Raw genomic sequence first — 24,724 nt, forward strand, 5'->3', positions numbered from 1 at the left:
TGAATGGATAGAGATAGAGGCTTATCGGGACTGGAAAAGTTTAGTAAAGTATGTCAAAAATGTGCTAAAAAAAGTCGGAACCGAATATGTAATTAATTTTGCTTAAGCACTTATATAGTATATAGTCACTAACGTTCTTGAATTTCCTAATTTAGTCGGAACACACATTCCTTTTGAATTTTGAAAGAAAGTTCAGGAAGCCGAATGTGTAGAAGCGCAATCGGCAAATTGAAAAACATCAGGAAAAACTTCTTTAAGCTTATGAATAATTTTTTACCCATTGCTTACTTTCAGAACAAATTTGTCCCTTTCAACGAAGCCAAAGTTTCTATTGCTACCCAAGCTTTGCACTATGGAACGGGTGCGATTGGCGGATTAAGAGGGATTCCCGATCCTCAAAATGACAAGCAAATTTTACTATTTAGATTAGACCGTCATTGCCAAAGGCTAAGTGATAGTGCTAAGTATTTACACTACGATATACCAGCCTCTAAAATTCGAGAAACTATCGTTGATTTTATTAGAAAAAATCAACCAAGCAAGTCTTTTTATATACGCCCTCTCGTATATACTTCGGGGTTAGGAATTGCTCCTAGGCTCCATAATGTTGAAAAAGACTTTTTAGTTTATGGAATTGAGTTAGCAGATTATTTATCTCCCGAAGGAGTCAGCTGTCGAATTAGTTCCTGGTATCGACAAGAAGATCGCAGCTTGCCGCTTAGAGGCAAAATCAGCGCCGCATATATTACTTCTGCCTTAGCGAAAACTGAGGCGGTAGAGTCCGGCTTTGATGAGGCGATTATGATGAATTCGCAGGGAAAAATTTGCGAAGCCTCTGGGATGAATATATTTTTAGTGAGAAATGGGCAACTGATTACCCCTGGATTTGAACAGGATATTTTAGAAGGAATTACCAGAGATAGCGTCCTAACAATTGCCAGAAATCTAGGAATTAAAACGATAGAAAGACCCGTAGATAAATCAGAGCTTTTTATCGCTGACGAAGTTTTCTTGAGCGGGACGGCTGCCAAGGTTGCGCCCATCAAAAAAATTGAAAATTATCAATTACCAGAGAGCAAACCGATTACTACAAAACTGCGAGAAAAACTCATCGCGATTACGGAAAATCGAGATCCCGATTATCAAGATTGGGTAGACGCGATCGCGCTTGAATAAGAAAATCCGTCAGACGGAGAGACAAAGGCAATCTCATCTCTACAAACTAAACTCCCTTCGCAGGATAAAAGAACAGAAACCTCGGCAAGACTCGAAGGCGATCGCAACATTGATATCTGATTGCCACTCCCGCGTCACATCCACGGCTTACGCTTTTATTTGTATCAATGAAACTCCTCAAATCATAAAAGCAATGCTGCCCTCTCACCAGAGAGGGCATTTTTGTTAGCAGAGGAGATCCGCTCATAAACCAACCCTCAATAAGCGCTACGCCTTAACGCCCGCCCATCTGTCGCAGGATAGCAGTACACAGATCGCTATTAACATCGAGAAAACCATCAATGGCAGTAAAGTGGTTTTTACCAGGTTGGGGTAGATATTCGCCGTGTAAACCTTTTGCTTTCCAGGCTGCTAGAAACTCATCGGACTGGCGTTGAAATTCTTTGGATTCATCCCCGCCGTAGGTGACAATCAGCGATCCAACTTTGTCGGGAATATGCAGGATGGGGCTGTTGCGGAGAACTTCTCCCCAAGTTAATTGTAAAGCGGGTTGCAGCCAGGTGTAGGGAAAGGGCATCAGGTCAAATAAACCACTAATCGCGCAGCCTCCTTTAATGATATCGGCGGGTAAACCGTAGGTTCCTTCCCAGTCAGTTGCCATCAGCATTGCTGTTAGTTGACCGCCAGCCGAGTGACCAGAGACATAAATTCGATCGCGATCGCCTCCAAAACTAGAAGCATTTTTGTAAATCCAGGCAACCGCTGCTCGACTCTGGCGCACGATTTCATCCATTGTTACGGCAGGACACAAAGCATAGTTGGTAACAACTACTGTCACTCCCGCTTCGACAGGTGCTTTGGCAACTAAACTAAATTCCTGGCTGCTGAGCAGTCGCCAGTAGCCACCGTGAATAAACACCAAGATGGGGGCATCCGGTTGAGCGGCTGGAAAGATATCCAGATGTTCGGCTAGGGTGGGACCAAAGGGAACCTGGAGTTTGCAGTACAACGCAGAGCGTACGCTAGCGCTTGTTTTCACGTAGAAATCTGCGTACACAGTGAAATCTGGTACTGACTTTTCTACGTTATATTCAGCATCCAGCTCGGCTTGCGTTGAGAAATTACGATAGAGCATAGAGCGTTTCTCGGTTGGGTGGAATAGATTGCGGTTCTAACGTTCAGTAGCGGCTTTTTGAATGTCATTGTAGAAGCATGGCATTCAAAAAGCCCTTACTGATGTATCGCACCTAACCCTTGAATTGCTATACTTATGAGCCTTCTGTTTCTCGCAGTCGAAACGTGCATCTATTGCAGTTTGATACCACGTTGACGAGTGCGAATCAGGAACAAGGCGATCGCTACCAACCCGATAATCGCAGACGGTTCGGGTACACTAGCGTTAAAACGATTGTTCTGTTGCCTCAGCTGCTCTTTTCCATCTTCAACCGAACGATTAAAACGGTCTTTCTGAGCTTCCGCAATTTTAAGAGCCTGTCGTTGCTCGTCATTGACCAGTACAATCATGGACGAGTAAGGCGTGACAATTTTGTAAGTTTTAGCGATCGCATGAATGGCATCCAGTTGAGCAATCTGCTTTCCCTTTATCTGTTTGCTCAGCCCCAAAACCATTTGCCGCGCCGCCAGAGCTTCAAAACCTTTACTGTCGGGCTTTTGAGTTGTATCAGCACTCTGACTGTTCTCCGGGGCTTTTTCCAGAACCCAAGCATAGCCATCCACTACGCTGACGACAGATGACCCTAACGCTGCCTTCGTTGCCTGTCGCTGCAAAACTTCGGAAATTTTAGTACACACACCGCCACCACTGTCTTGAATGGCTTTAAGAGTTGCATCGTCGTAAGCAGGTGGCAGCGATCCTAGATGCACCATCCACAACGGTGCAGGCATTACTGGCACATCTTTACGATTGTCTGATAACTCGTAACCGCTTTCATCCGTCACCAATAAGATGCCGTCGTAAGACGTATTCCCTCGCAGTTGCGTAAACTGCCGCAGCATTTCCTTGGGTTGTATGCTGCCGTAGAATGTCATCTTCCTGGCATTGAAGCGACTGATATCATCGATGCGCTGCGGTTTTGCACCAGGGGACGCACTGATGTACAAATCAGCATCATTATTCGCGAAGATGTTGTCAGCAAAGCCGTGTTGTTCCAACCAGCTCAATGTTTCCGTCAGTTCTTTGGTGTGTACTGCCATACTCCGGGAAGCATCGACAATGACTGCAAACCGCTTCCCTTGGGGCATCAAGTAATTTTTTGCAGCTAACGGCTTGGCTAAGATTTGGTAGCCATCTGGCAAGTTAACCTGATGCAGACTTGGCTGATATTGCCCAGTTGCTGGTAAAAAAGGTTCCAACCATTCATCACCAACCCGTGCTAAAACTTCTCCATTGCGGATACGCTGGGTGTCCTGATTCCAAAAAATGTTACGCTTCTCGCCTAGCTGAGGTAACGCCCACCCCTTCTGTTGTCGCATGACTTTATAGGTCAGCCACAGATGCATTTCGGTTGGTCGATCTTCTGACTCCGCTTGTTCCTGCGGTGATAAACGGGGAGGAATGGGAAAGGCTCGCAAGCGATATTGAAGTGGCCCAACTTGCTCAAGTAAAGCTGGATCGACGGGACGCCAGCGCCTTACCTGTGAAGTATAAACTTTCTGAGCGGCACCGCGTGGCGAAACCTTAAAGGGGAAGCGCTTGGCTAAGTTCTCGCTGTCGCCCAGCCATACTCCTGTAATTGCAGCGCTTTCTGGCAAAGAAAAGGAATAGAAAATTTCCTCAACATCAGTGGTTTTGTTGGCATATACTTCGTAGAGTTCCACATCTGCCCAATCGCCCTGTGGTTTAACGGTGACTTGTTGCGATCGCAACCACACCTTTTCCTGGTTAATATTCAGCAACCCTGCCTTTGCATCGTCCAAATTTCCACTAGATTGCAAAGCGTGTTGAATTGCTTGTCGTTCTGCTTTTTGAATTGGCTTGTCAAAAAACTGGGCGTACAGCTTTCCAGCTTTTTCCATATCTCTTAGGGAACCGTTGTATAAGAACGGCGACATCAAGTGATTGTAGCTGTCTTGGAAGAACTGGGAAAGCAGCTCTGGTAAGCCAAAAACGCTCTCATACATAACGCGGATATGATTGTTTTCTTCTGAAGTGCCAAGATACCGATAAGAAGAAAAGTAAGCGTTCAGGAGTCCATCCCGAATCAAGTCGGACTTGGCTACAAGTGCTGCCTTTTCGCTGTCTGATGGTGCTGGGTTCTCTAACAGTTTAAATGCCTGAATCTGAGGCTGGGCATTGAATGAGAGGCACAGAATCATCCAAGCAGTCACCACCGTCCCCGAACCAATAACAGTGCGGTTTCGCCCATGCTGAGCCGCAAAAGCACGTAAGATTCGCTGCCCAGATTGAATGTAGTAGCTTGCCAATATCCACGGCATGAACAGGGATAGGACAACGCTCACACAAAAGAGCATAAAAGAGACAGGCATCCACCAGTTTTTGGCAGTCCATATATACGAAAAGTCTCTTATCCACTGAAATTGGAAGAAGTTGTACACGAGAAAGGCGGCTGCGGGTGCGGCATAAAATAGCAGCAGTAACCCTAGGTACACACCAACCCCCGGCATCAGACTGTGAGCCATCATTTGCAACCATGCGATCGCTCGATGACGTTTTGCATAGCCGTATAGCACTTCGAGGTAAAAAGCAACGATACAAACGCCCACTGTGCCCAAAATCAAAGCGCTAGCGGGGGTGAGTTCCGCAAGCCGGAGGCGGAGTCCCTGTCTGAGGAAAAAGAAGAGTAGGCACAGGAGAAACAGGGGTGCTTCCACGCCATAAAACAAACGCATCAGCTGTAAAGGTTGCTTACGGAAACGCCGCAGTCCCAGCACCGTACAGATAATCGATATCACAATCAGAACTGCAAGGGTAATGAAAAATTCTCTTTCGATCGGACTATTCGACGCAGCCTTAATGATTTCGCCTGTATATGCAGGCCAATACCCAGCGCAGACAACCAGCAAAAATGTAATATTACAGAACCAAAATATGCCGTGATATGTGGCATGAAGCAGATTCTTCATAATGCAAGTACACCTAGGAACAAATTTTCGATTATTTAGAAAATGATTGATAAACCATTGATAATTTTGGTTTCAATCAACCCGAAATTAAATTCTCATTAACCATGATTTCTTCAACTGCGATTCTGGATATTTCGTAAAACTATCTTCATTTTCTTTTTTTTAGCCTCCTAAAGCGCTAATGCCTATGCTTTGCTAAGGCGTTTCTTTAATTCTTCAATTCCTTATGTACGCTAATCCCAATTTGCAAAGATTCATTGAGCAAACAACTATATTCATCTACGCGATCGTTCAGACTAAATGACATCAACGAAGTGAGATTTTCTTCAAGATTTGCAAATAACTCATAATGATTGCTCAGAAATTGACGATGTTTCCTCATGAGCATTTCCGCTTGTAAAGCGCTGCTCAAGGTTTCTTTAGTAATGCTCAAAGCTTGGATGACTTCTTTTCTAGTGCTGAGGTTATTACAGCGAGAGGGTGAACGACTTGCTGATTCTAGTTCATCGATGAGAGCGATCGCTTGAATTACGCGATTGTACTTATCGACTTTATCTAGTAACCTCGATAAAGATTTGACTTGTTTAACTTGTTGCCAAAAATAAGCATTCCAAATCAAGACACCCAACAGAGAAATACTAGAAATGATGATTAATAATCTGGTAACACCATCTGTATTTCCCGGTAAACTTCCAGCGTTGCGAAGTAAAATTAGACTCACTGGCATAACAAAAATTAAGACCAGCATGAGTAGAAATAGTTCCGTCAGGAGAACTGATAGCATCTGCTTGGGATTTTTGAGGATAAACCCTCTATAAGCATCAATGGCTAGAGCAGTGCTAGGATCTAAATCAACCAAAGTCTCCAGCTCTTCTTTTGTCATCTGTAAATTTTCTAAGTCAGCTTGCATATCAGTTGGTTCCTGTTACGTGCTTAACGAAGACCTAGTGCGTCAGAAACTATTTTCAAAAGATGAAAGTAAAAGTTACTTTCTAGAGGGCGAAATAGCTCGAAGGGGCTACCAGGATTGCCAAAAAAGGGTCTGAGCGTCCATCCTAGTTGGCTTCCGACAAAGCCATATAACACTAACCAGCCTCGAATCATCGCCGTGCGGTTACTTGGCTTGTCAGAATCTTTCTCGTTGATATATATCAGGCTTCGATAAAAAACATTAATCCCAATCAAACCTGTAATGGTAAAGACCAGTACATTCAAGAGTTTAAAAAATTGATAATCGTTAATGGAAAGACGAAAAAACAGGGTGATTGGTGCAAAACTGAAAAGCATTACCCCAATGATTGACATTGAAGCTAATAGTAAAACCAGGTATTGTCCAAAGCTGCGCCTAGAGCCTGAAATTACATCAAAGAAATATAAATTAGGTAAACAAACAGCTAGAGTGATTAAATATAAGGCTGGTAGCTTAATGGCTGAAGCAACCATTTGCAATCCGCCACTAAACGAGCCGATGATTGCTCCATAAAGTGCAAAAAAGACTGAACTACTAATTAACAAGGAAACAATTTTGGTTTCAATTCTTATCCCTTTACTAATCTCTTCCAGAAATTCCTGGCGATCGCGCAAAAAGTACATTAGGATTGCGAAGTGATTCATGACATCTTCTCCTATCAATTCAGGTATCGCTCTACGGATCTCTCAGGCACCTGCCTCAAAGTTGTGGGGATATACCCAAAATTTGTTACAAAACTTTACAAAAACCGTGAAGAGCGAAGATGGTTTGGATAGGCTGACCCGACAGCAAGAGGAGAGAATCTTACTTAATTCCCTGCTATGAACGAACGGGATGAGCGGCTAGGCAAACTAATTGAAGCAGTCCGTCAGCATCCATCTGGGAGCCTTAGCTGGCGAAAAGCGATGAATCAGCTGTTGATAGAAATTCAGCAATTGCCAGGATTGGCGAGATCCGCTCACCCGGATTACTTGGAAGCTTTGGATGATACATTGCTGAAATTGGCTGATGAAATACACGAATTTGAACCCAGACAGCCTTCTTTAGAGAAGAGTTTGGTGGCTTGGATTAACCTGAAATTACGCCTGAAATATGAAGTGCGCGACTTGCATTCCTCCCAGCAGACTCGCGCCAAAAATCCCAAGAATCCTCAAGCGGAATTTCAAGAACAACTGAGGAAACCACCCCTCTCGCTTGATGTGCCCTTGGGGGATGAGGGGAGCGAAACTTTTGGCGATCGCTTGGCGGCTTCAGTTCCCTGTACGCTTTTAGAAATAGAAGCACAAACCCGGCGAGAACAGGAACAGCGGAAAAATCAAAGAATTGGGGTTCAGCTAAAGCAATATATTGACCGAGATCCGGAAGGCAAACTTCGGCGTTGCCATCCCCAAGCTTATCCAGAGTGTAACTGCCAAATCCTCAGCCAGCGCTTGCTCTTAAAGTATCCACCCGACAAACTCGCTCTTGTAGCACGGGATCTCAACATTAATTACAACACCCTGAACTGGCATTGGAAAAACAAGGGAGTCCCGCTTCTCCAAGCGATCGCTAGAAGTTTGGGCTATCAACCAAATGTAGAAGAAGACTTATGAATAGCACCGCACCTGTTTCTCTTAACGTTCCCCTCAGCGACACCGCCCATCAGCTGGCGCGACAATTTGCACAAGAGCAAGCGACTCCTGAAAAAGGGGTACGGGTATATCTCAATACCCTGGCTGTGTGGGCGGTTCACCGCTATCTAAAATGGCTGAGATACGAGCCGGATCTCACCTCAAGCGACAGCTGGCATCCTGGTATGCGAGCCATGTTTGATGTGGCGGATCTGGTGTTGCCTAACTTAGGTAGATTGGAGTGCCGTCCCGTCCTGCCTGGGGAGACATCAGTTACGCTACCGCCAGAAGTGATGCAAGATCGAGTTGGCTATGTGGCAGTTCAGTTTGGATCGCGTTCTACTCCCACAGAACCAGTCTACTTGCAGGAAGCACAGCTGATTGGATTTGCTCCCGCTGTTGCTACTATCGATCCGCCAGAGGAACTGCAACTGGCTGACTTGCAATCTTTGGATGCACTGATGGAGTATCTAGATCAACTCGAATCGGCGCTGTCAGATGCACCCGACAAGACGCGATCGCACTTAAACAACTGGTTACAAAATCTCTTCGAGTCAGGTTGGCAGACAGTAGAAGAGGTATTGACGCCACAAACGCCCCTTTTAGCATTACGCAGATCGACTGTAAGACGGGCAAAGCAAATTGAGTTACAAACAAAAACAGTTGTTTTAATTGTCACCATCCAGCCAGAAAATCAGGAAAGGTTGGGCATTCATCTGCAACTTCGTTCTGTCAATCCACAAATGGCGCTGCCACCTCAACTGAAATTGATGGTACTTACAGAATCTGGGGAAGTGTTCCGAGAAATTATTGCTAGCAGGACTGATACCTTTATGCAATATGAGTTCAGCGGACAAGTGGGGGAACAATTTAGTATCAAAGTAGCGTTAGGAGATATTAGCATCACAGAAGCCTTTGTCATCTAGCAGGCAGCAATGGAAAAGTTAGTCATCTTGGATATCGATGGTGACTTGCATCAGGGAGCAATAGCAACGCTGGAAATTCGGGGAGAAGGCAACCATGCTGTTACCACCCGTGCCAAAGGTAAATTGCCCCCAGCACCTCAGTTACTGGAACAATACGAACACTGGCAGTCTATTTATCGCAGTCTGTCGTTCCTGTTTCGCTTGGAAGACAGAGGAGGACAAATTATTCAGGGTTCTCCAAAAGATTTACTTGACGCTTGCCGCCAGTCTGCTCAAACCTTAGCAGATAGTTTGACAATCTGGCTCAAAGCTGAGTCATTTCGCCCCATTCGAGAAAAATTACTCGAAAAATTATTACCAACCGATACAGTGCGGTTGATTCTGCAAATAGAAAACAACCAACTGCGACGACTCCCTTGGCATTTTTGGGATTTTTTCGAGCGTTATCCTAAGGCAGAAGTAGCGCTGGGAGCAACTGCTTACGAACGGGTGAAAACTGATGCCCCATTCCGGGAAAAACCCAGAATTTTAGCGATTTTGGGGAATGGGAACGGGATTGATATTGAAGCAGATCGACAGTTGCTTTCAAGTTTACTTGAGGATGCAGAAATTGTCTTTTTAGTAGAACCGCAACGCCGTCAGTTATATCAACAACTTTGGGACTCATCGGGGTGGGATATCTTATTTTTTGCCGGACATAGTTCCAGCCTTGCTTGTGGCGAAACGGGCGAGATCGAAATTAATGGTAGCGATCGCTTATCCATCACCGAGTTAACCTATGCTCTGAAAAGAGCCATAGAACGCGGCTTACAACTGGCAGTTTTCAACTCCTGCGATGGACTAGGCTTAGCACGTTCCCTCGAAAGCCTCCACATTCCCCAAATCGTCGTCATGCGGGAACCAGTCCCTGACTTGGTTGCTCAGGAATTTCTCAAGTATTTTCTCACTGCCTTTTCTAGGGGTGAGTCTTTTTATACCTCTGTGCGAGAAGCACGAGAACAGTTGCAAGCTTTAGAGGATCGATGTCCTTGCGCCAGTTGGTTGCCAGTAATATGCCAAAATCCCACAGCGGTGCCCATAATTTGGCAAGGATTACATGATAGAGGAAAAGGGTCTCTTGAGGGGTACGGACACGGCAGTGCCGTGCCCGTACAAACTGGGCAAGATTTCCCCTGTCCCTATCGGGGTTTGTCTGCATTTCAAGAAGCCGATGCACCGTTTTTCTTTGGCAGGGAGGCTTTCACTGAAAAACTGTTGAAAGCGGTATATAATCAGCCACTCGTTGCTGCGATTGGCCCTTCCGGTAGCGGTAAATCTTCCGCAGTCTTTGCAGGCTTAATTCCGCGTCTGCGTCAGATAGAAAACTGGCTAATTGTTAGCTTTCGTCCAGGGAATCGTCCTTTTTTAAAACTGGCAGAACAACTGATTCCCCTACTAGAACCGCAGTTGCGTGAAACGGATCGTTTGGTTGAAATCAACAAACTAGCAACAGCAATTCAGCAGGGTGACTTGCCATTAATTGCTGTGTTAGAGCGAATTTTAGATAAAAATCCCACAACTGACCACCTGCTTTTATTTGCCGATCAGTTTGAGGAATTGTACGCACTTTGTCAGGAAGCTGAAATCCGTCAACGCTTTCAAGATGAATTATTAACTGCTGTCAACCAGATACCCAGTTTTACCCTAATTCTCACTTTACGAGCGGATTTCTGCGAATACGCCCTTTCTTACCACCCCTTTGCCTCTGCGTTGCAACGCTTCCCCCCAGAATTTTTAGGGCAAATGAGCCGCTTAGAACTGCAAGCCGCGATCGCAAAACCAGCCCAGAATTTAGGCGTACAGATCGAGGAAGGATTGCGATCGCGCATACTAGATGCCGTTAGCTGCGAACCCGGTTCTTTGCCTTTACTGGAGTTTGCCCTAACCTTGCTGTGGGAACAACAATCCAATGGTATCCTCACCCATGCTGCTTATGATGCCATTGGAGGTGTTGAACAAGCACTCGCTAGTTATGCCGAACAGGTATATGCAGCACTCAAACCGGAAGAACAGCAACAGGCAAAGCGTATCTTTCTCCAATTGGTGCATCCCGGTGAAGGCACCGCCGATACTCGCCGCATCGCCACCCGTACCGACGTAGGACAAGACAATTGGAACTTAGTTACGCGCTTAGCAGATGCACGTTTAGTTGTTAGCAGACAAGATGAGGCAACCAGGGTTGAAACCGTCGAAATCGTCCATGAAGCGCTGATTCGAGAGTGGCAACGCTTACGCCAGTGGCTAGAAGATGACCGCAGCTTCCGGACTTGGCAGGAGCGATTGCGGATAGCTTTGCGACAATGGGATAGCCAGCAAGATGAGGGTGTACTGTGGCGAGGTGCGCCGTTATTAGAAGCCCAACATTGGTACGCCGAACGTTCGGCGGATCTGAGTTCAGCGGAGCAAACTTTTATACAGGCAAGTTTGGCACTGCAAGCACGAGAGCAGAGAGTACGCGATCGCCAACGAAGACAAGTTATCCTGGGACTCACGAGCGGTTTGATAGGACTAGGATTGCTAGTGGGAATTGCTACAAAGCAATGGCAGCGAGCCGAAACGGGTGAAATTGATGCTCAACTCAATGCTTTAAGTGCCTCCTCCGATGAACTTTTAGCCTCAAATAAAGAACTAGAAGCATTGCTGGAAAGTTTAAAGGCAGGTAGACAGCTACAACAATCTATCGAAGCCAAACCCGATACCCGCATTCGAGTGGTAACGGTTCTACAGCAAGCCGTCTACGGCGTCAGAGAGTATAACCGTCTAGAGGGACATCAAAGAACGGTCATTAGCCTCAGTTTTAGCCCGGATGGTCAAACCATCGCGTCTGCGAGTGATGACGGTACAGTTAAACTTTGGCAACGGGATGGCAGGCTGTTGACGACGCTGGAAGGACATCGAGACAAAGTAAAAAGCGTCAGCTTCAGCCCAGACAGCCAAATGGTGGCTTCTGCAAGTTATGACAAAACGGTGAAACTCTGGCACCGGGACGGTACACTCATAACTACTCTCAAAGGGCACGCTGGCAAAGTCAATAGCGTTGCTTTTAGCCCAGATGGTCAGTTTCTCGCCTCTGCCAGTGCGGATAAAACGGTGAAACTTTGGCGGCGGAACGGCAGCCTAATTGTCACCTTAAAGGGTCATCGCTCTTGGGTAACAAGTATTCACTTCAGCCCAGACAGCCAAACCTTAGCGACAGCTAGCACCGACAAAACAATTAGACTGTGGCACCGCAATGGTAAATTGCTAGGGATTCTAAAAGGGCACACCGCTTCAGTTAATAGCGTCAGTTTCAGCCCCGACGGTCAGACTTTGGCTTCTGCCAGCGCAGATACTACAGTGAAACTCTGGCGTCAGAATCGGAGTCTGGGAGGTTTTGAAACTCGTCCCTACAGAACTTTCACCGAACACAAGGATCTCGTTTGGGCGGTTAGTTTTAGCCCAGACGGTCAAACCGTGGCTTCTGCCGGTGCGGACAAAACGGTGCAACTCTGGCGTCTGGATGGCACGCTTGTTTCTACCCTCAAAGGACACAGCGCTTCGATTTACAGTGTGAGTTTCAGCCCCGATGGTCAGAGTTTGGCTTCTGCCAGCGCCGATACTACAGTTAAACTTTGGCACCCTAACGCTGAGAAACTTCCCACTTTGCAGAAGCATGATTCTGAGGTGCGGGGTGTAAGTTTTAGTCCAGATGGTCAGACTTTGGTTTCTGCCAGCGCCGACAAAACAGTGAGGCTTTGGCATCAAGACGGGAAGCTGCTAAAAATTCTCAAAGGACACAATGGGGAGATTTACAGCATCAGTTTCAGTCCGGATGGACAGACGTTTGCTTCAGCGAGTGCTGACAAAACGATAAAATTGTGGCACAAAGACGGCACGCTTCTGAAGACCTTCCAGGGACATACTGCTAGTGTCTTGAGTGTTCGTTTCAGTCCAGATGGTCAGACTTTAGCCTCAGCGAGTGCTGACAGAACTGTGAAACTCTGGAATCGGGATGGAACTCTGCTGGATACCTTAATCGGACATCAGGAATCGGTAACAAGCGTGAGTTTTAGCCCGGATGGACAGACTTTAGCTTCTGTGAGTGCTGACGAAACGGTGAAGCTTTGGCATAACGGAAGTTTGCTCAGCACTCTACCGGGACATAGTGCTGGTATCTTAGATGTCAGCTTCAGTCCCAATGGTAGTACCTTCGCTTCTGCCAGTGCTGATGGAATCGTAAAACTTTGGAGCAACGGTCAGTTGCTCCAAACCTTAACCGGACATACCAATCGAGTCAATAGCATCAGCTTCAGCCCGAATGGTCAAACTCTCGCTTCTGCCAGTTCTGACGGAACGGTGAAACTCTGGAGCCTGAGTGGGAAATTGCTCAAAACCCTCCGTGGGCATACTGATAGCGTTTTGGGGATAAGTTTTAGCCCAGATGGTCAAACAATCGCTTCAGCTAGTAGCGATCGCACAATTATTTTATGGAATTTGGATCTGGATGCCCTACTGGTTCTAAACTGTGCCTGGATGCGGGATTATCTGCAAACAAACAGCCTGTCGATTTGCCAGTAAAGTTGCACAAAATCCAGGTTAATTGCGATCGCTATGTCTGCCTCTTTGTTGCTTCCAAATTCCTGGCTTAAAATCAGCGGTTCCCCAACTGAATACACCGAAATGCCAGACCCTCTCAAATTGATACAAGATTAATGACCTCAAACAGCACTTATCTACTAATCAAGAATTTCACAATTAGAGAATTTGCGAGTGTAGCCAAGAATCGCTCCTCATTCCCAGAATCTTGCATTACTACAGGTGCCAGTCATGCCGTTCAAAGTTGAAGTAGTTCCACACAATCTACAGTGGCGAGATGCGTTCGAGGCTGAGTCGCAGCAAGTTGCTGAGGCAATGGGTGAAAATATGGTTGCAATACATCATATTGGTAGCACGGCAATTCCCAATATTTACGCAAAGCCCATTATCGATCTGTTGGTTGAAGTGAAAGATATTTCTCGTGTAGATGAGCAGAGTGCAGCAATGGAGTCACTGGGTTATGAAGTGATGGGTGAATATGGAATTCCCGGTCGGCGATTCTTCCTTAAGAATAGCCAAGCAGGTATCAGAACACATCACATTCATACATTCGAGATTGGTTCAGCACAGGTAAAGCGTCACTTAGCATTTCGAGATTACATGATTGCTCATCCTGACGATGCACAGCAATACAGTAACCTTAAGCGGAAATTAGCCGAGATGTATCCCGATGATATAGAGGGATATATGGACGGGAAAGACGACTTTATCAAAACCATTGACCAAAAAGCGGCAGAGTGGTGTGTCTTCAGTCAATGAGTAACAGTGTCCCTATCCAAACTTATATTTTGCTTGCGAGGAGAAACCTCTATGAAATCCCATATTGCGATCGCTGAATTTAGCTATTAGGTATCCAGTAAACCATCTGAGGGTTACGAACATGGCAGAGAAGAAATCTTTGATTTTGCGGCGTCAACAAATTGAAGACAATATGCAAACATTCTCACACCCCTGGAATCCGAAATCCGAAATCTCAGGGACACAAATGGGGCGATCGCTCGGACTAAAGCGCACCGGAGTCAACTTTGTAACAGTCCCTCCCGGAAAGGAATCCTTTGTCTATCATTCCCATTACCGCGAGGAAGAATGGATTTACATCCTATCGGGCTGCGGAATTGCGGAAATTGACGGCGAAGAATTTGAAGTTGGTGCAGGAGACTTCATGGCATTCCCGACTCCTTCGGTAGCTCATCATCTGAGGAATGCAGGTGAGGAAGACTTAGTTTATCTAGCGGGAGGAGAAAACCTCGATATAGAAATTGCCGATTTCCCGCGCCTTGGAAAACGCATGTTTCGCCGTGAGGATGCTATTGAAATCTTTGACTTAGAAGATGCTAAACCGTTTGGATCATTAGACACCGAATAACGATGAGTTGCGTACTCGAAACAAGTAGATTACAGCTTCGACCCTGCCAGATCGAGGATATTCAACTCATTCACACGCTTTGGACGAGCGATCGCGTCCGGTCTTTCTTATTCGACAACCGGGTAATCTCGTCTGACGAGGCAGAATCTTTCGTTGAGGACAGCATCGCGAACTTTGAACAGCATGGATACGGACTCTGGCTAGTCTTTATGCGCGACATCGACCTTTTTGTCGGCTTTGCTGGCTTCTTGCGTTCAGAGGGAGGGATTCCCAGTTTAATCTATGGAGTTGATCCCAATCGCTGGGGGTTTGGTTACGCCACAGAAGCAGCCAACGTTGTGTTGAAATATGCCTTGGAGAATCTTGTTATTTCCCAGGTGAGGGCGGATGTGGACGAACCGAATATTGCCTCTTTGCGGGTGCTTGAGAAGCTAGGTATGAGGCAAACGGGTCGTGCAGTAGTCAACGGGCATCCCCTTCTTTATTTTGAAAAATCGCGATCGCTTTAAGCAGTGCAGGAATTCATCGCGATCGCAAACTACGATCTGCAATGTCTGCTTGTCACCCAATCGGGTGAGGTGTTCTTTCCGCAAGTTTTTGTAGTATCCCTGTAGTGAAGCGCAACTTAAATTTCCGGAATTACGGCAACGTAGGCATCTCAGCTAATTTTATGATTACTTTAACAATGCGTCCTTATGCAGGGGAAGCGGATTTAGAAGCGATCGCTCACTTGATCAATTCCTGCGAAGCGGTCGATAAACTTGACGAAGGCATATCTGTCTCTGAACTGCGACAGGAATTTAAAGCACCTTCATTAGACAAAGCACGCGATCTTTGCCTCTGGGAAAACTCTGACGGTAAGCTGATTGGCTTCGGACGAATGTGGATTCCCCCTGATGGCGAAATCATCGAAGGCTACATTGGTTTCCACGTCCACCCAAGCGATCGAGGCGGTTATCTGGAAAAACAGATCGTCGCCTGGGGTGAGGAACGGATGCGCGAAGTTAGCAAAGAACGCTGCATGAGTGTTAAGCTGCGCTCTGGCGCTCGCGAAGACCAAGCCGAACGCATTGCTTTCTTAGAAAGTTGCGGTTTCACTGCCGATCGGTACTTTTTCACCATGAGGCGATCGCTGGATGAACCAATACCACAACCGCAGTTTCCAGCAGGTTTCACCATTCGCCAAGTAGAAGTTGAACAAGACGCAGAAGCGTGGGTGGAGATGTTTAACCAATCGTTTATCGACCATTGGAATCATCACCCTTTAACTGTGGAGATGCTTAAGTATTATCTAAGCGACCGGGATTACAAGCCGGAATTAAACTTGATTGCGATCGCTCCTGATGGGACTTTTGCTGCTTTTTGCCACAGCAGGATCTATACAGAGGAAAATGCACGCAGCGATCGCAACGAAGGCTGGATTGCTGTACTAGGCACGCGGCGCGGCTTCCGTAAGATTGGGCTGGGACGAGCTATGTTACTAAGCGGGATGCAGCGTTTGAAGGCTGCTGGCGTAGAGACAGCCAAGCTTGGCGTCGATGCTCAAAATCCTTCAGGTGCGCTGCAACTCTACGAATCTGTCGGTTATGCCACACTTCACACCCGCATTTTCTACGTCAAGGATGTGTAGTTAGACTCTTGCTAAAAAATCTTGCTGCCGAACTCTTGACAACTTTTGTAGTGTTTATGTAGTATAAAGTAGTGAAGCAAGAGAACGACAAGTTCATACATCATCTTGCTTCCAACTTTAAGGAGGTGTTCAAAATGGTTCACATTCGTTTTGAAGGTCGTTCTTACGACATTGAAGAAAAGCAACTAGGTGTAACGGATGGCATGAACGACAAATCCGTTAAGGAACGCCTTGCACAGCATTTTGATGTTAGAAGCGATCGCTTCCAATCATACGTTGTCGATCGCCGTCCCAGTGGGGATTTAATTGTACGTCCAGAAGCAGTTTACGGCTAAATAATTTTGAATGTTGAATTATAAAATTAAATTCAACACCTAAAATTCAAAATTATTCAAGCCCCGCGCCCCGACAGAAAAAGCATACACACTATTGATAACGATCCTAAGGTAGTGAAGTTCGGGCGACCGAACTAGCGAAGCATTCCAAATCTCTCGTCAGATACGGTTTGCGCGTCCACTGCTAAGCATTGCTTAGTAAGAACGGTCGTAAATTGTAATAAAGCTTTTTCAACTTGCACGGGGTCACTTTCAAAGCTTTTTCCCGCGCCCTAATTTGTGAAGCATACACACATTCCCGCTTCGGACGGGGAGGTAGTGGGTTCGACTCCCACCGACTGCTTCTTAATGCAGTCGTAGCTCAACGGATAGAGCGCCAAGTGATAACAGCTTTGCTGACTTGCGCGGGATAAAAATCAATTTTCTTGTTGATTTAATCTGAAAACAATGGCACGCGCCCCGATGTAAGAAGCATACAAACTGGTAACGTTCGGGAAACCGAATTGTAGGTTCGATTCCTACCCTCTCCGCTGCATGGAGAGGTGTCAAAAAAGCTTCTTAAACTTGCGCGTAGCTACTACTCTTTATCCCAACTGGAAATAAAAAATAAAGCTTCCACTTCGTACCCAAACTTAAAAAGCTTACATACTAGCTCTGTGGTAGAGCAATCGACTGATTAATCGATAGGTCGGGTTCAACTCCCGTTAACTATAGCTTTCTTAACTTGTACGAAGTGACAATTTTTTCTAGAACAGATTGCAAACTAAATAGTGCGTTTTATGGATACTCAGCTTTAAATTTTGTGTTCCGCGCCCTAACCTGAAAAGCATACACACATCCGCCTGATAAGCGGGAGATGTAGGTTCAATTCCTACCGCTGCCATTATTTGGCAGTGTAGAGTAACGGTAACTCTCCAGTGAATCGCTTTTTTAACTTGCGCGGAAGACCCAATACTTTCGAGACTGCAATAATCGCTTCGCGCCCTAATAGATAAAGCTTACATACTAGCTCAGTTGGTTAGAGCACTTGACTCATAATCAAGCCGTGACGGGTTCAATTCCCGTGTATATTCAAACAGCTTTTTCGACTTGCGCGGAGCAATCTAAATACGAATAAATTTATCGTTATTTTTGATATTTACTGGAGGGTTTTCCAATGTTATGCAGTTCTTCCCTAATTACAACAAACCTAGCCATAACTGAATGGCAATTCATCAAAATTAATAGATATTTAGGGACGATACTAAGTAATGAGCGAACACCGTTTGGGAGAAATTGTCATTGAACGTCCTCGTGGAGGCATGAGGATAAGTGTAAAAAAGCTTAAAGGCTATAAAAAAGCTCTGCAAAAAATTACTAATGAAGCAAGTGAAGATGGGTTGCTGAGTCCTTATTTAATCAAGACAAGAAAACGCACAAAGTACTTTTCAGACCATCTAGGTCCATTACGTCGCTGGTTGCGTTCTAAAGTGGGCGAATCTTGGGATAATGTTTACAGCGAATTATGCCAGCAGCTTGAAACGAGAACGTTATCAGGACAACATATTCTCTCCCATGTATGGGGTTTTGTAGAAAAGGATGTTGAACTAATTGATGGAGTTCCTTATTCTACTAAATCGTGCAAGTATTTACCCAGAAACCCGCTGAATTATTGGAGAGAGCAACTTTATATACATCCCGATACTAAAGTTCTCTGCCTAGCTAAGAAAGCACCCAATAAACCTCCCGAAAAGCCAGACAATCTAGTAGTTGTTAATGACTGCCTAGAATATCATAAAATTAACAATTTGTGGTATGCAATAAAGCTTCAAAATACACCACCAGCAAAGCCAGTAACAGATATTGTCTTAAAAGAAATTGCTGACGGTTGGAGTGTACGGGAGAAGCAAGGTAGAAGAATCTACAGAAAAAGTTACGCTGTCGATAAACGTCAGTGTAACAAGAAGGAAATAAAGTTCATTATGCAGCAGCTTGCAAATAGTTAAACTTTTCATTCCGCGCCCTGATAGAAAAAGCTTACATACTAGCCGAATTGGTACAGGCGCTTGATTTAAGCTCAAGATTATGCAGGTTCAACCCCTGCGTGTGAAACAACAGCTTTCTCGACTTGCGTGGAATGATAATATTTCATTTTTTATGATGAGGAGGAGTATAAAGATGTCTGTAAAAACAATTGAGATTCTAGAGCAATTAAAATCTTTAACACTAACCGAAGCGGCAGAATTAGTTAAGCAAGTTGAAGATACTTTTCGAGTTGATGCTTCGCCTCGCCAGCGGACAAGTATTATTGAAATAATCGAGGAAAAAGGTGAAGAGCTTTCTGTAAAAACTGAGTTTGATGTAGTTCTGGAGGAAGTTCCTGCTGATAAGAAGATTGCAATCCTCAAAGTTGTACGGACTTTAACAGGATTGGATCTGAAGGCAGCAAAAGACTTTGTTGAGTCAGCGCCAAAAGTGGTGAAGGAAGCGATCGCACTCTCCGATGCAGAAGAAATCAAGCAACAGCTAGAAGCAGCAGGCGCTAAAGTTTCTCTCAAGTAGTTTGCACTCTCGCAGTTGTGAAATATCAGTCGGTCGGTGAGATAGAAAGTCTAATTGCGGCATTCGAGAATTGCACCCTGCCACGAGACGAGTGGAATCATCGCGCACACTTAACCGTTGCATTATGGTATCTCACTCGTTACTCGAAGGCAGAAGCGACGAATTGCATACGCGATCGCATCCAGCGTTACAACTTGGCTAATGGGATTAAAACTACTAAAAACAGTGGCTATCACGAAACGATGACACTGTTTTGGATTCGGATTGTTAGTCACTATCTATCGGTTGCAGATCGAACTCGCTCTATCGTATATCTTGCCAACGAACTTATCGATAGTTACGCAGATAAAAATCTTCCTCTGACATACTACAACCGCGATCGCTTAATGTCTTGGCAAGCTCGAATAACTTGGCTTGAACCGGATTTGAAACCTTTAGATTAGCAGGGATGACAGTCTCTTGCTTGGCAAATTATAATGGCAGTTGTCGCCGCGCCCCAACAGAAAAAGCTTACATACCCTTTTAAGGTAAAAAAACAGCTTTCTCGACTTGCGCGGCACCAAATTACTTGCGTGCGACATCTGCCTCCTCAACACTTCAAGATGCAATGGAGGTAGTTGCAATGAATACGCTAGAACTCGACTTGCGTTTAGAAATTCTCAATAGTCTGCTGACTACGCCACACCGGGAACTCGGTAAGGTAGCAGAAGTGCATAAGATGATGGTCGAACTTGACCCCATCTTTTACGGACACCTGGCTGTATGGTATCAGCGTCACGGGGATGTCCGCGACCACAAGGAAGTTTTTGTTGGTAATTTGCTGACTAGCAGCTTGAACGAACATCGGGGTGCGGGTTTCATGATGTTACAAGAGTTTCCGCCTTACCAGGTGGCGCGAATTGTAGACTTTATGAAGCAGCATCAGCAAAAGTTACCGCGTTCGGCGCGGACTGCGGTACGGCGATATTTGCAGGAACGGGAGAAGAATGCTACGTTCTTTGATCGCGCAGCGGTGCGGGGACGCAAGGCTATGAAGCATCTTTATGCAAGTTTGCACATACGCCCTAGCGATCGCGCTAACGCCGTACTATTCAAAGATGCACCGCCTGAAGATAGTCTTGCGTTTGCACTCAAGCAGCTTGCAAAAGCAGAGACACCACAAGTACAAGCACAACTGATTGCAGAACACAAAATTCCCTACACTGTCGCTATTGGTGCGGTGAAGGAAGTGACGCCAGAAGTGCTGATGGCGCTAGTTAACGCCATGTCACCGCAGGAGGTAATTAACAACCTCAAGTCACTCCAAGCGCGAGGTGCGATGGAAAACGCTGAGGTGAAGGTGTTGATTGATGCAAAACTGACAGAAGCTGCAACAAGCGATCGCGTGTCTGCATTCAAGGCGATGAAAGCGGCGGGTGTCGCCAATGTCGATGATGCAACTGTGGCGCAGCTAGAGCAAGTTGTCAACGAACAGGTGAAAAAGCGGGGTAAGATTACCAAGTCTACTGCCTTGTTTGTAGACAAAAGCAGCAGCATGACTGAAGCGCTGGAAGTCGGAAAGCAAATTGCAGCTTTGATTTCTGGCATCAGCGAAGGTAACTTATTTGTTTATGCCTTCGACACCAAAGCTGTTGAAGTAAAAGCACAAGGTAAAGCGCTGTCAGATTGGGAGAAAGCTTTCCAGAAATTGTTTCCGGATGGTTGCACTAGCATTGGTGCATCACTGGAAAAGATGCGGCAAAACAAACAGTCGGCAGAACAAATCATCATCGTTACCGATGAAGGCGAAAACAACGCTCCTTTCTTCAACACAGTTTATCCCCAATACTGCGAAGAATTGAAGGTTTTGCCGAATGTAATTATTGTCAAAGTCGGCAATCATAGCAACCACTTAGAAAAGCAGTTGCAGCAATCTCAAGTTTCGCTGGAGACATTCACCTTCGCAGGTGATTACTACTCACTGCCAAACTTGGTGCCATTATTGTCTCGTCCATCTCGACTTGAATTGTTGATGGAAATTCTAGAGACACCGTTACCAGTGCGAGTTGATAACTAGATAGGCTAACTTGTAGCTCAATCGAAACATAGAAAGCCTAACCTCTAGCCCCTTTTCCTTGGAAAAAAGGGGAAGAAAAAAGCCCCTCTCCTGCAATGCGAGGGGTTGGGGAGAGGTCAACAAAATTATTAGTCAACGAGGAATAAAACATGGTGGCAATAACTGCAAAAACTGTCCACGAACTGCGCGTGAAAACAGGCGCAGGCATGATGGATTGTAAAAGGGCACTGAATGAAACCAATGGCGATATGACCAAAGCGATCGCATGGTTGCGCCAAAAAAGTATGAGTAGAACATGCGGCGGAAGCCGTCGTATTTCGGCAGAAGGAATTATTGACAGCTACATTCATACTGGCAGTAAAGTTGGCGTGCTAGTAGAAGTGAACTGCGAAACTGATTTTGTAAGTCGCAGTGAAGTATTTCAAACCCTGGTGCGGAACATCGCCATGCAAATTGCCGCTTGTCCGAACGTGGAGTATATAAAGGTAGCAGACATTCCGGCTGCAATTGTCCAGAAAGAAACACAAATCGAAATGGGATGCGATGACTTAACTTCCAAACCAGCAAACATCAAAGAAAAAATTCTTCAAGGACGAATTGAAAAACGCCTGAAAGAAATGTCTTTGATGGATCAGCCCTACATTCGCGACCAAAGTATCGTGGTGGAAGAACTGGTTAAGCAAAACGTAGCTCAACTGCGCGAAAATATCCAAGTGCGTCGCTTTGTCCGCTTTAACTTAGGCGAAGGCATTGCAAAGCCAAAAAGTAACTTTGCCGAAGAAGTCGCTGCACAAATGGGCGGTAGGGAATAAAGCTGACAGTTTATACTTGTGGGGTAGACATCTTGTCTGCCCTACTTTCTTCGGAATCGTTAAGCTACTTCTACTCAGCACTTCCAAGATAAGATAGTCTCTATCATAAAAAGTTAAAACGATGGCAAGCTCTTCCCTGCCAGTTCAAGATATACCTATAGAACGTACCCATCGAGTTATCCTGCAAGGAGTTAGTTGGCAAACTTATCAAGCATTGTTAACTGAGATGGGGGATAATCGTTCTTCTCGTCTTGCCTACGATCGAGGTGTATTAGAAATCACAATGCCGTCCGACCGCCACGAAACCAATACGAAGCTTTTGGAACGGATGATCGAGGCATTAACTGAAGAGTTAAATTTACCGATAAAAGGATTTCGTTCAACAACTCTAAATCGAGAAGATTTACAGCGTGGTGCAGAACCAGATTCTTGCTATTACATCCAAAATGTTGAACACATCCAAGGTAGAACGATAGACCTTACCAAAGATCCTGCACCTGATTTAGTAATTGAGGTTGATATTACCAGTCCCTCTAGTAGAAGATTGCAAATTTACAGTCAATTAGGAGTTTCTGAAGTTTGGCGTTATGTTGGGCAGCGAGTAGAAATTTACCAGTTACAGGCAGGAATATACAATCTCTGCGAGAATAGTCCAACGTTTCCATTTGTATCTGTAGAAATTATTAATCAATTTTTACAGCAAGCAGAAACCCAGGATGATACTACTTTTATTCGTACTTGGCGTAAGTGGATAAGGGAGAAGCTGCGGGAAAAAGAGGTTCGGTGAGGATGCGATCGCGCTTTTCGATTTGAGTCGTGTAAATTAGGAGAATACCTATGCCAGCACGAGTTTCTTTAATAATTGGTCTATTGTAAGGTGGGATTTTGCTCAAATCTAAAAATACTGCTGAGTATGAGTACAAACATAAATCAAAACTTTAATTCGAGGTGGGCATAATCAGCACCTATATCTACCTGATCGCGAGCATAGGCTGCATCGTTCTCTATTGCTTTGTGTTCATATTCAGTAATTCTAACTATATAATAATGGTCATCGATTGCATTATTTTCTACTTCTATATGTTCATATTCAGCCATTCTATCTATATGTTCATGAGCCTCGGCTTTTTTCCTCTCAATTTCTTTGTGAGCAAACGTAAAAGCTGCGATATCATCTTCTGAACAATAGGCATAATCAGCGTCCATATCTACCTGTTCGTGAGCATAGGCTGCATAGCTTTCTATTTCTTCATATTTATATTCAGCAGTCATATATATCTCATAGTAGCTGTTATTTGCACTCTTTTCTATTTCTTTGTGTTCATGTTGAGCCACGCTAAGTATATAATAGTGAGCATCATAAACTTTCCGCTCAATTTCGTCGTAAGCAGACTTGGCAAAAGCTTCAATATTTTCTTCTAAATAATATGTAACTGTTTTTCCTAAAACCACACATTTTACCTGGCTAGCGCCAGCTTCCAGAAGCAGTTCTTTGCAAGCAAGTAGCGAATTACCAGATGTTGAAATATCATCAATTAAAATAACATTTTGTTGATTGATTATTGAATAGTTTGTCAATTCTATAGATTTTTTATGAGTGTCTAAACTTCGGTCTCCTCCTGAAGATAATTTATCAATAGTTCGATATCTTCTTAAGCAAGAAGTTGCGTCTAATGCTCCACATTTAGCTAGTTCTATAGCTACCCTATGAATGCCTGACATCCGATGATTAGCTGAATGTGAAGGAACTACTGCGATTGCAAAAATATCATTAAAATTTAAATGCTCTTTTAATTCCTCACACCAAAAGTTAACAATTTCTTGCTTTTGTTCCTTTAATTGTAGTATTTTTCCACTCCAATCATCAAAACAAGTATTTTTCCCATCTTTATAAGGATGATAATTTCTTAAATAATAGGTTTGCTTAGAATCGCTGAAACTTATCATAGATGATGACTTGCAAATAGTAAGGTTGATTCAGACAGAGGAATCGCGTCTTAAAACCAAAACAAGAAACGAGCAGACTTTTTAAATAATAGATAAAATGTGGCGTATTGCGATCGCGCTTTCAGGAAAAAATGACAGAATCAAAGATTGAGGTTAAGTTTACTGTAGCAGTCCCTAAAGTGTCTGAAGAACATCTAGCCCAAGCTCAACGCAAAGCGCATGAGGCGTTTGTGATGGAACTGCTGAGGCAAGGTGCCATCAGTGCAGGAAGGGCAGCAAAACTGTTAGATATAGATCGGTGGCGGCTAGCCGATCTGATGTTTGTCTATGACATCTCGCCTTTTGATGACATGCTCGCTAAGGAAGAACTGGAACGCGAGATCGCATATCTCTAGCGTTAAAGAAGTGCTAGATGACTTGATAGCCAACGGCACACGCATTAGTCAACGGCTATATGATGATGCCTTGACGATCGCAGGAGAGTAGGGCAATATTGTAGTATGCGTATTACAAAAAAGCAGCGCTGCTTTGGGGAATTGCTGACTAAGCGGTTTGATTTGTGTAGTGCTTGGCGCTTAGGCGCTGCAACGCTTACGCATTTAAGTATTTAACGATTATCTAATTTTAAAGGTGGTGA

The 24,724-nt window shown here is 44.8% G+C and carries 21 protein-coding genes, 2 tRNA genes and 1 pseudogene; 19 read left to right on the plus strand and 5 right to left on the minus strand.

The annotated features are described in order from the left end of the window. Both NDI34_RS13885 and NDI34_RS13890 read left to right on the plus strand, forming a co-directional pair. Window positions 1-106: pseudogene (locus NDI34_RS13885) on the plus strand (IS630 family transposase); the annotation flags it as partial. Window positions 107-261: 155 nt separating this feature from the next. Continuing rightward, window positions 262-1,176, plus strand: a complete 915-nt coding sequence (locus NDI34_RS13890) for a branched-chain amino acid transaminase (protein ID WP_348232941.1) — start codon at window positions 262-264, stop codon at window positions 1,174-1,176. Between the two features lie 274 nt (window positions 1,177-1,450). On the opposite strand, the gene NDI34_RS13895 is transcribed toward NDI34_RS13890, so the two are convergent. From NDI34_RS13895 to NDI34_RS13910, 4 genes are all read right to left on the minus strand, one after another. After that, window positions 1,451-2,311: an alpha/beta hydrolase gene (locus tag NDI34_RS13895; protein ID WP_348232942.1), complete on the minus strand. Its 861-nt coding sequence runs from the start codon at window positions 2,309-2,311 to the stop codon at window positions 1,451-1,453. 170 nt (window positions 2,312-2,481) lie between these two features. Continuing rightward, entirely contained in the window at window positions 2,482-5,280 is a 2,799-nt protein-coding gene (locus tag NDI34_RS13900) for a TIGR02921 family PEP-CTERM protein (protein WP_348232943.1), read from the minus strand. Between the two features lie 208 nt (window positions 5,281-5,488). Further along, window positions 5,489-6,163 carry a hypothetical protein gene (locus NDI34_RS13905; protein WP_348232944.1) on the minus strand — a complete coding sequence of 225 codons (675 nt, stop codon included), beginning with the start codon at window positions 6,161-6,163 and terminating at the stop codon, window positions 5,489-5,491. Between the two features lie 50 nt (window positions 6,164-6,213). Next, on the minus strand, window positions 6,214-6,894 hold the full coding sequence (locus tag NDI34_RS13910; RefSeq protein WP_190437145.1) for an actin-binding WH2 domain-containing protein: 681 nt from the start codon (window positions 6,892-6,894) through the stop codon (window positions 6,214-6,216). Window positions 6,895-7,071: 177 nt separating this feature from the next. Between NDI34_RS13910 and NDI34_RS13915 the strand changes: the two genes are divergently transcribed. The 16 genes from NDI34_RS13915 (at window position 7,072) to NDI34_RS13990 (ending at window position 22,927) form a co-directional block, all read left to right on the plus strand. Beyond that, window positions 7,072-7,842 (plus strand): hypothetical protein, encoded by a 771-nt coding sequence (locus NDI34_RS13915; RefSeq protein ID WP_190412545.1) that lies wholly within the window; start codon window positions 7,072-7,074, stop codon window positions 7,840-7,842. Then, on the plus strand, window positions 7,839-8,786 hold the full coding sequence (locus NDI34_RS13920) for a DUF1822 family protein (protein ID WP_348232945.1): 948 nt from the start codon (window positions 7,839-7,841) through the stop codon (window positions 8,784-8,786). Before NDI34_RS13915 ends, NDI34_RS13920 begins: the two co-directional genes overlap by 4 nt. 9 nt (window positions 8,787-8,795) lie before the next feature. Continuing rightward, the gene (locus tag NDI34_RS13925) at window positions 8,796-13,382 is read left to right on the plus strand and encodes a CHAT domain-containing protein (protein ID WP_348232946.1); all 4,587 of its coding nucleotides are present in this window, start codon (window positions 8,796-8,798) and stop codon (window positions 13,380-13,382) included. Between the two features lie 249 nt (window positions 13,383-13,631). Continuing rightward, window positions 13,632-14,159, plus strand: a complete 528-nt coding sequence (locus NDI34_RS13930; RefSeq protein WP_348232947.1) for a GrpB family protein — start codon at window positions 13,632-13,634, stop codon at window positions 14,157-14,159. 121 nt (window positions 14,160-14,280) lie between these two features. After that, window positions 14,281-14,766 (plus strand): cupin domain-containing protein, encoded by a 486-nt coding sequence (locus tag NDI34_RS13935; RefSeq protein WP_348232948.1) that lies wholly within the window; start codon window positions 14,281-14,283, stop codon window positions 14,764-14,766. Between the two features lie 2 nt (window positions 14,767-14,768). Further along, on the plus strand, window positions 14,769-15,275 hold the full coding sequence (locus NDI34_RS13940; protein ID WP_348232949.1) for a GNAT family N-acetyltransferase: 507 nt from the start codon (window positions 14,769-14,771) through the stop codon (window positions 15,273-15,275). Between the two features lie 161 nt (window positions 15,276-15,436). Beyond that, on the plus strand, window positions 15,437-16,396 hold the full coding sequence (locus NDI34_RS13945) for a GNAT family N-acetyltransferase (protein WP_348232950.1): 960 nt from the start codon (window positions 15,437-15,439) through the stop codon (window positions 16,394-16,396). Window positions 16,397-16,530: 134 nt separating this feature from the next. Then, window positions 16,531-16,731 (plus strand): hypothetical protein, encoded by a 201-nt coding sequence (locus NDI34_RS13950; RefSeq protein ID WP_190428392.1) that lies wholly within the window; start codon window positions 16,531-16,533, stop codon window positions 16,729-16,731. A gap of 1,004 nt (window positions 16,732-17,735) precedes the next feature. Further along, window positions 17,736-17,802, plus strand: a tRNA-Met gene (locus NDI34_RS13955). Window positions 17,803-17,981: 179 nt separating this feature from the next. Beyond that, entirely contained in the window at window positions 17,982-18,716 is a 735-nt protein-coding gene (locus NDI34_RS13960) for a hypothetical protein (RefSeq protein ID WP_348232951.1), read from the plus strand. A gap of 31 nt (window positions 18,717-18,747) precedes the next feature. Next, window positions 18,748-18,822 (plus strand) — tRNA-Leu (locus tag NDI34_RS13965). Window positions 18,823-18,888: 66 nt separating this feature from the next. After that, the gene (rplL, locus tag NDI34_RS13970; RefSeq protein ID WP_348232952.1) at window positions 18,889-19,272 is read left to right on the plus strand and encodes a 50S ribosomal protein L7/L12; all 384 of its coding nucleotides are present in this window, start codon (window positions 18,889-18,891) and stop codon (window positions 19,270-19,272) included. A gap of 17 nt (window positions 19,273-19,289) precedes the next feature. After that, on the plus strand, window positions 19,290-19,715 hold the full coding sequence (locus NDI34_RS13975; protein WP_348232953.1) for a hypothetical protein: 426 nt from the start codon (window positions 19,290-19,292) through the stop codon (window positions 19,713-19,715). Window positions 19,716-19,894: 179 nt separating this feature from the next. Further along, complete coding sequence (locus tag NDI34_RS13980) at window positions 19,895-21,328, plus strand: hypothetical protein (RefSeq protein ID WP_348232954.1); 1,434 nt, start codon at window positions 19,895-19,897, stop codon at window positions 21,326-21,328. 149 nt (window positions 21,329-21,477) lie between these two features. Beyond that, a complete protein-coding gene (gene tsf / locus NDI34_RS13985; protein ID WP_348232955.1) occupies window positions 21,478-22,140 on the plus strand; it encodes a translation elongation factor Ts in 663 nt (220 codons plus the stop codon). A gap of 121 nt (window positions 22,141-22,261) precedes the next feature. Then, a complete protein-coding gene (locus tag NDI34_RS13990) occupies window positions 22,262-22,927 on the plus strand; it encodes a Uma2 family endonuclease (RefSeq protein WP_348232956.1) in 666 nt (221 codons plus the stop codon). A 143-nt stretch (window positions 22,928-23,070) separates the two neighbouring features. On the opposite strand, the gene NDI34_RS13995 is transcribed toward NDI34_RS13990, so the two are convergent. Continuing rightward, on the minus strand, window positions 23,071-24,087 hold the full coding sequence (locus NDI34_RS13995; RefSeq protein WP_348232957.1) for a phosphoribosyltransferase family protein: 1,017 nt from the start codon (window positions 24,085-24,087) through the stop codon (window positions 23,071-23,073). 131 nt (window positions 24,088-24,218) lie between these two features. Between NDI34_RS13995 and NDI34_RS14000 the strand changes: the two genes are divergently transcribed. After that, window positions 24,219-24,482 (plus strand): UPF0175 family protein, encoded by a 264-nt coding sequence (locus NDI34_RS14000; protein WP_348232958.1) that lies wholly within the window; start codon window positions 24,219-24,221, stop codon window positions 24,480-24,482. The last annotated feature ends 242 nt before the right edge of the window (window positions 24,483-24,724 follow it).

The organism is Trichocoleus sp. DQ-U1 (assembly GCF_039961925.1).
Lineage (GTDB): Bacteria > Cyanobacteriota > Cyanobacteriia > Cyanobacteriales > FACHB-T130 > FACHB-T130.

Coding starts and splice junctions, on each gene's coding strand:
- NDI34_RS13890 (WP_348232941.1), top strand. CDS start 262: ATGAATAATTTTTTACCCATTGCTTACTTTCAGAACAAATTTGTCCCT.
- NDI34_RS13895 (WP_348232942.1), bottom strand. CDS start 2,311: ATGCTCTATCGTAATTTCTCAACGCAAGCCGAGCTGGATGCTGAATAT.
- NDI34_RS13900 (WP_348232943.1), bottom strand. CDS start 5,280: ATGAAGAATCTGCTTCATGCCACATATCACGGCATATTTTGGTTCTGT.
- NDI34_RS13905 (WP_348232944.1), bottom strand. CDS start 6,163: ATGACAAAAGAAGAGCTGGAGACTTTGGTTGATTTAGATCCTAGCACT.
- NDI34_RS13910 (WP_190437145.1), bottom strand. CDS start 6,894: ATGAATCACTTCGCAATCCTAATGTACTTTTTGCGCGATCGCCAGGAA.
- NDI34_RS13915 (WP_190412545.1), top strand. CDS start 7,072: ATGAACGAACGGGATGAGCGGCTAGGCAAACTAATTGAAGCAGTCCGT.
- NDI34_RS13920 (WP_348232945.1), top strand. CDS start 7,839: ATGAATAGCACCGCACCTGTTTCTCTTAACGTTCCCCTCAGCGACACC.
- NDI34_RS13925 (WP_348232946.1), top strand. CDS start 8,796: ATGGAAAAGTTAGTCATCTTGGATATCGATGGTGACTTGCATCAGGGA.
- NDI34_RS13930 (WP_348232947.1), top strand. CDS start 13,632: ATGCCGTTCAAAGTTGAAGTAGTTCCACACAATCTACAGTGGCGAGAT.
- NDI34_RS13935 (WP_348232948.1), top strand. CDS start 14,281: ATGGCAGAGAAGAAATCTTTGATTTTGCGGCGTCAACAAATTGAAGAC.
- NDI34_RS13940 (WP_348232949.1), top strand. CDS start 14,769: ATGAGTTGCGTACTCGAAACAAGTAGATTACAGCTTCGACCCTGCCAG.
- NDI34_RS13945 (WP_348232950.1), top strand. CDS start 15,437: ATGATTACTTTAACAATGCGTCCTTATGCAGGGGAAGCGGATTTAGAA.
- NDI34_RS13950 (WP_190428392.1), top strand. CDS start 16,531: ATGGTTCACATTCGTTTTGAAGGTCGTTCTTACGACATTGAAGAAAAG.
- NDI34_RS13960 (WP_348232951.1), top strand. CDS start 17,982: ATGAGCGAACACCGTTTGGGAGAAATTGTCATTGAACGTCCTCGTGGA.
- rplL (WP_348232952.1), top strand. CDS start 18,889: ATGTCTGTAAAAACAATTGAGATTCTAGAGCAATTAAAATCTTTAACA.
- NDI34_RS13980 (WP_348232954.1), top strand. CDS start 19,895: ATGAATACGCTAGAACTCGACTTGCGTTTAGAAATTCTCAATAGTCTG.
- tsf (WP_348232955.1), top strand. CDS start 21,478: ATGGTGGCAATAACTGCAAAAACTGTCCACGAACTGCGCGTGAAAACA.
- NDI34_RS13990 (WP_348232956.1), top strand. CDS start 22,262: ATGGCAAGCTCTTCCCTGCCAGTTCAAGATATACCTATAGAACGTACC.
- NDI34_RS13995 (WP_348232957.1), bottom strand. CDS start 24,087: ATGATAAGTTTCAGCGATTCTAAGCAAACCTATTATTTAAGAAATTAT.
- NDI34_RS14000 (WP_348232958.1), top strand. CDS start 24,219: ATGACAGAATCAAAGATTGAGGTTAAGTTTACTGTAGCAGTCCCTAAA.